This window comes from Helicobacter cholecystus, from assembly GCF_003364215.1.
GTDB classification, from domain to species: Bacteria; Campylobacterota; Campylobacteria; order Campylobacterales; family Helicobacteraceae; genus Helicobacter_G; species Helicobacter_G cholecystus.
In genome coordinates this window covers 1-6,349 of record NZ_NXLU01000014.1, presented here as the reverse complement: position 1 = coordinate 6,349, position 6,349 = coordinate 1, and the positions used below count along the sequence as shown (strand labels likewise).

Genomic DNA, 6,349 nt, shown 5'->3' with positions numbered 1-6,349 from the left:
AAAAATCCCTTAATGGAGAGCTTTGCATTAAAGAGGCCCTCCACTTCTATGAAGATACACTATGATTTTACTCTCAACCCTCTGCTCTCCTAAAAGTATAATCCCATTAAACAATCATTTCCTCATTCTTTTGCCCTAGAATATCTTTGATATTCAAGATTGAGTGAAATACTTTTTATAATGAAAAGATCATTAGTATGGATGTATATATTGATGCAAGGTTTGATTCATTAAGACAAGAGATTAGAAGAAATATCAAGAAAATCAATAAAGAGCTTTCTTATTAAAATATTTTAAAAACATTAATCAAACTTTTAAAAAAATATTGAAGAATTCTTAGAAGAAAAAGAAGTAAATCCCAACCCTGCATCGACCTACATTCCCACACCTGAAAGGTGCAGTATCATCAGCGATGAGGAGCTTAACTTCCAGGTTCGGAATGGAGCTGGGTGTGACCTCCTCTCTATAGACACAGGGAAAAGGGAAGAGAAGATAAGCTCTTATCCTCTATTCCCTTTTCATTGGGATTATATCATAACTAAAGCCTCTTAGTAATAGCTATACACTCAATAAGGCAGTGAAGACACATTCACTAGGTTTTATTTGTATTTGATAAAAATAAGCCAAACGGTCTATTAGTATTAGTCAGCTAAATGCATTACTGCACTTACACATCTAACCTATCAAGCAAGTAGTCTTCTTGCGACCTTCAGGGAAAGTTAATCTTGGAGTTGGCTTCCCGCTTAGATGCTTTCAGCGGTTATCACATCCGTGCGTAGCTACCCAGCGATGCCCTTGGCAGAACAACTGGTACACTAGTGGCACGTCCATCCCGGTCCTCTCGTACTAGGGACAGCTCTCCTCAACTTTCCTACGCCCACGGCAGATAGGGACCGAACTGTCTCACGACGTTCTGAACCCAGCTCGCGTACCGCTTTAAATGGCGAACAGCCATACCCTTGGGACCTGCTCCAGCCCCAGGATGCGATGAGCCGACATCGAGGTGCCAAACCTCCCCGTCGATGTGAGCTCTTGGGGGAGATCAGCCTGTTATCCCCGGGGTACCTTTTATCCTTTGAGCGATGGCCCTTCCACACAGAACCACCGGATCACTATGACCGACTTTCGTCTCTGCTCGACTTGTTTGTCTTACAGTCAGGCTGGCTTATGCCATTACACTCAACTTGCGATTTCCAACCGCAATGAGCCAACCTTTGCAAGCCTCCGTTACTTTTTAGGAGGCGACCGCCCCAGTCAAACTACCCACCAGGCATTGTCCTGCTTGAGGATAACTCAAGCCAGTTAGCAGACAGAAACATTAAGGGTGGTATCTCAAGGATGGCTCCATCTCCACCGGAGTGAAGATTTCAAAGCCTCCCACCTATCCTGCGCATAATGCTCCCATCGGCAGTGCCAAGCTGTAGTAAAGGTCCACGGGGTCTTTCCGTCTTGCCGCGGGTAGGAGGAATTTTCACCTCCACTACAATTTCACTGAATCCCTGGTTGAGACAGCTCCCATCTCGTTACGCCATTCATGCAGGTCGGTATTTAACCGACAAGGAATTTCGCTACCTTAGGACCGTTATAGTTACGGCCGCCGTTTACTCGGGCTTCAATTCAAAGCTTCACCTTGCGGCTGACTAATCCTCTTAACCTTCGAGCACCGGGCAGGCGTCACACCTTATACTTCCTCTTACGAGTTTGCAAAGTGCTGTGTTTTTGGTAAACAGTCGGGAGGGACTCTTTGCTGAGACCACATTGCTGTGGCACACCTTATCGCGAACTTACGGTGCTAGTTTGCAGAGTTCCTTAACCAGAGTTCTTTCACGCGCCTTAGAATACTCATCTCATCTACCTGTGTCGGTTTGCGGTACGGGCAACATTAGCTAAACTTAGAAGCTTTTCTTGGCACGACGGTATCAGTGATTCTCTCTTCCATCCGAAAACTTCAAAGAGCCTGTGAGGTTTGTGATACAGGAGCGGATTTGCCAATCTCCCAACTTACACCCTTCGACCAACTATTCCATCAGTTGGCTCACCTAACCCTATGCGTCCCTCCATCGCACACTAATGTTGGTATAGGAATATTAACCTATTTGCCATCGCCTACCCCTTTCGGACTCGGCTTAGGACCCGACTAACCCTACGATGACGAGCATCGCGTAGGAAACCTTAGACTTACGGCGAATATGATTCTCACATATTTTATCGCTACTCATTCCTGCATGCTCACTTCGCATCGCTCCAGCACTCCTTACCGGTATACCTTCAGCGCAGATACGAACGCTCTCCTACCACTACACGGCACAATTTAAACGATCTTATAGATATTTGCTTAACTCACTTTATGAGCTAAGAAATAAAGCTTATACATAAGCACTTTAGATCATCTAAATTGTGCCGTGTAATCTACAAATTCGGTGTCTATCTTAGCCCCGTTATATTTTCAGCGCGCAATCACTAGACCAGTGAGCTGTTACGCTTTCTTTAAAGGATGGCTGCTTCTAAGCCAACCTCCTGGTTGTCTAAGTAACTGTACATCTTTTTCCACTCAGAATAGAACTTTGGGACCTTATTTGGTAGTCTGGGTTGTTCCCCTCTTGACGATTGATTTTATCACCCACCGCCTGACTCCCAAGATACGGTAATAGGTATTCGAAGTTTGACAGGGTTTGGTACCGCGGTGAGCAGCCCTAGCCCAATCAGAGCTCTACCCCCTATTACTATCACTTGAGGCTATACCTAAATATATTTCGGAGAGAACCAGCTATCACTGAGTTTGTTTGGCCTTTCACCCCTATCCACAGCTCATCCCAACCCGTTTCAATGGGTACGAGTTCAGTCCTCCACGAGCTATTACACTCGCTTCAACTTGGCCATGGATAGATCACTCAGCTTCGGGTCTGCAGCATCTGACTAATCGCCCTTTCAGACTCGCTTTCGCTACGGCTTCGCGTTTGCTTAACCTCGCCAGATACCACAACTCGCAGGATCATTATGCAAAAGGCAGTCCGTCACCCTGATAAATCATAGGGCTCCGAATGATTGTAGGCAGATGGTTTCAGGTTCTATTTCACTCCGCTCACTGCGGTTCTTTTCACCTTTCCCTCACGGTACTTGTTCGCTATCGGTCAAAGAGTAGTATTTAGGGTTGGAGAGTGGTCTCCCCGGCTTCAGCCCGGATTTCACGTGTCCTGGCCTACTCTGGATCCTGCTACCTATGTATCATTTTTCATATACGGGGCTATCACCCTCTGTGGCTAATCTTTCCAAATTATTCTACTAAATGATACAAGTGGATGTTGCAGTCCTCAACCCCCAATGCAAGCATTGGGTTTGCCCTCTTCCCCGTTCGCTCGCCGCTACTAGGAGAATCTCGTTTGATTTCTTTTCCTCTAGGTACTGAGATGTTTCACTTCCCTAGGTTCGCTCCATTTAAGGTAATACATACTCTCTATGTATTGGGTTGCCCCATTCGGAAATCTACGGATCAAAGCTTCTTGACAGCTCCCCGTAGCTTATCGCAGTCTAGTACGTCCTTCATCGCCTCTCTTTGCCAAGGCATCCACCATCTGCCCTTAAAAGCTTATTTTTATATGCTTTCAAAGTATCAATAAAACTGCTATGTGAATGATTCTAAGTCATCACTGCCTTATTGAATGTATATACACTCAAATAAAACAGAGTATTGTAGTCTTATTACTATTAGGCTTTAACAATGAGTTTTTAAATAACATTTAGACCCTAAAGTCTAATATAAATCCTTAAGAGATCAAGGACTTATATTAGACTTTTAGATTGACTTGGTGGAGAATAGCGGGATCGAACCGCTGACCTCCTGCGTGCAAAGCAGGCGCTCTCCCAGCTGAGCTAATTCCCCATAATGGTGGGCTTAGGAGGACTTGAACCTCCGACCTCACCCTTATCAGGGGTGCGCTCTAACCACCTGAGCTATAAGCCCCTACTTTGAAAAAGCAACTAACCAAGAATATAATCTCTGAAAACTAAGCAAAAGTCAGAAAAGTCTGAAAATGAAGCAAGATAAATGAATATCTGCTTATCTCTCTTGAAAGGAGGTGATCCAACCGCAGGTTCACCTACGGTTACCTTGTTACGACTTCACCCCAGTCGCTGCATCCGCCGTGGACGGTAGCCAGTTTAGCATCCCGGCTTAAGGCGAATACAACTCCCATGGTGTGACGGGCGGTGAGTACAAGACCCGGGAACGTATTCACCGTGACATGGCTGATTCACGATTACTAGCGATTCCAGCTTCATGTAGTCGAGTTGCAGACTACAATCCGAACTGAGATATGTTTTTGAGATTTGCTCCACCTCGCGGTATTGCGTCTCTTTGTACATACCATTGTAGCACGTGTGTAGCCCTAGGCGTAAGGGCCATGATGACTTGACGTCGTCCTCACCTTCCTCCTCCTTACGAAGGCAGTCTCCCTAGAGTGCTCAGCCGAACTGCTAGCAACTAAGGACGAGGGTTGCGCTCGTTGCGGGACTTAACCCAACATCTCACGACACGAGCTGACGACAGCCGTGCAGCACCTGTTTTCAAGCTCTGGCAAGCCAGCACTCCGCTATCTCTAGCAGATTCTATCAATGTCAAGCCTAGGTAAGGTTCTTCGCGTATCTTCGAATTAAACCACATGCTCCACCGCTTGTGCGGGTCCCCGTCTATTCCTTTGAGTTTTAATCTTGCGACCGTACTCCCCAGGCGGAATGCTTAATGCGTTAGCTGCATTACTGGAGTGACAAGCACCCCAACAACTAGCATTCATCGTTTAGGGCGTGGACTACCAGGGTATCTAATCCTGTTTGCTCCCCACGCTTTCGCGCATCAGCGTCAGTAGTGTTCCAGCAGGTCGCCTTCGCAATGAGTATTCCTCTTGATCTCTGCGGATTTTACCCCTACACCAAGAATTCCACCTACCTCTCCCATACTCTAGAGTAGTAGTTTCAAATGCAGTTCTATGGTTAAGCCATAGGATTTCACATCTGACTTACTACCCCGCCTACGCGCTCTTTACGCCCAGTGATTCCGAGTAACGCTTGCACCCTCCGTATTACCGCGGCTGCTGGCACGGAGTTAGCCGGTGCTTATTCGTGAGATACCGTCATAATCTTCTCTCACAAAAGGAGTTTACAATCCTAAAACCTTCATCCTCCACGCGGCGTTGCTGCTTCAGGCTTTCGCCCATTGAGCAATATTCCCTACTGCTGCCTCCCGTAGGAGTCTGGACCGTGTCTCAGTTCCAGTGTGTCCGTTCACCCTCTCAGGCCGGATACCCGTCATAGCCTTGGTGAGCCATTACCTCACCAACAAGCTGATAGGACATAGGCTGATCCTTTAGCGAAAAACTTTCCCCCGTAGGGAGTATCCGGTATTAATCACCGTTTCCAGTGGCTATCCCAGACTAAAGGGCACATAACCTATGCATTACTCACCCGTGCGCCACTAATCCACTTCTAGCAAGCTAAAAGCTTCATCGTTCGACTTGCATGTATTAGGCACGCCGCCAGCGTTCACTCTGAGCCAGGATCAAACTCTCCATAAAAAATGTTGTGTTTGTCCTAAAACTCTGTTATGTTTTTAAATCACAAGTTATAACTTCAATATAGAAAATCTATACGGGTTATAAGAGTTGTAAATAAATAACATCAGAATATTAAGTGTTTAAAAATAAAAATTTTTCAAAACTTAACTTTCTTTTGCTTAGTTGTCAAAGATCATTATCTAAAGTTATTTGATGCTTTCAAAATCAATCAACTATCAAATACAATAAATAGAACATCACATTAAGACATAATCTAAGAAAAAAACAATAATATCTTTCACTCTTATGAGTTTAGAAATTAAAGCCAAATTCTAGGGAGATTTAATGTGTCTCACTGAATGTGAAGTGGAAGTATACAACAAAAAAATCAAAATGAGTCAAAAATCTTTACAAAAATTGCAAAAAAATGAAATTTTTATTTTTATAGGGGGTTTACTAGGATATTAGATTACATAAAAATAAAAAATAAAGAATAGGGGAGATAAATGAATTCTTGGTGATAGAGAGCTGTAAGAAGGAAGAGTTAAGAAGTGAGAGGATAGGTTATTTAGGAGAGAGGGAAAAAGAAAAGAAGTGAATTTTAATTCCTAAGCTTTAAAAATAAAAGTATTAATTGTTTCTATAGAACAAGATAATGATGCATGGAAGGGATAAAAGTGTTATCAAGTAAGATTAGGGCATTAATATATTGTTCTTAGAGAGATAAATAGGAGAAAAGAGAGTTAGGTTGCTGGATAAGTGCAACGTTTGCATTGCTCTTCTACTGCTGTGTTTGTTTTAAA

At 44.1% G+C, this 6,349-nt stretch carries 2 tRNA genes and 3 rRNA genes; all 5 read right to left on the bottom strand.

The window, feature by feature from the left end:
- Positions 1 to 361 precede the first annotated feature (361 nt).
- A 5S ribosomal RNA gene (gene rrf, locus CQA62_RS06650) occupies positions 362 to 477 on the bottom strand.
- Between the two features lie 137 nt (positions 478 to 614).
- A 23S ribosomal RNA gene (locus CQA62_RS06645) occupies positions 615 to 3,592 on the bottom strand.
- 212 nt (positions 3,593 to 3,804) lie between these two features.
- A tRNA-Ala gene (locus tag CQA62_RS06640) sits at positions 3,805 to 3,880 on the bottom strand.
- 4 nt (positions 3,881 to 3,884) lie between these two features.
- A tRNA-Ile gene (locus CQA62_RS06635) sits at positions 3,885 to 3,961 on the bottom strand.
- 108 nt (positions 3,962 to 4,069) lie between these two features.
- Positions 4,070 to 5,567 (bottom strand): 16S ribosomal RNA (locus CQA62_RS06630).
- Together the 16S, 23S and 5S rRNA genes with 2 tRNA genes alongside form the textbook arrangement of a ribosomal RNA operon.
- Positions 5,568 to 6,349 lie beyond the last annotated feature (782 nt).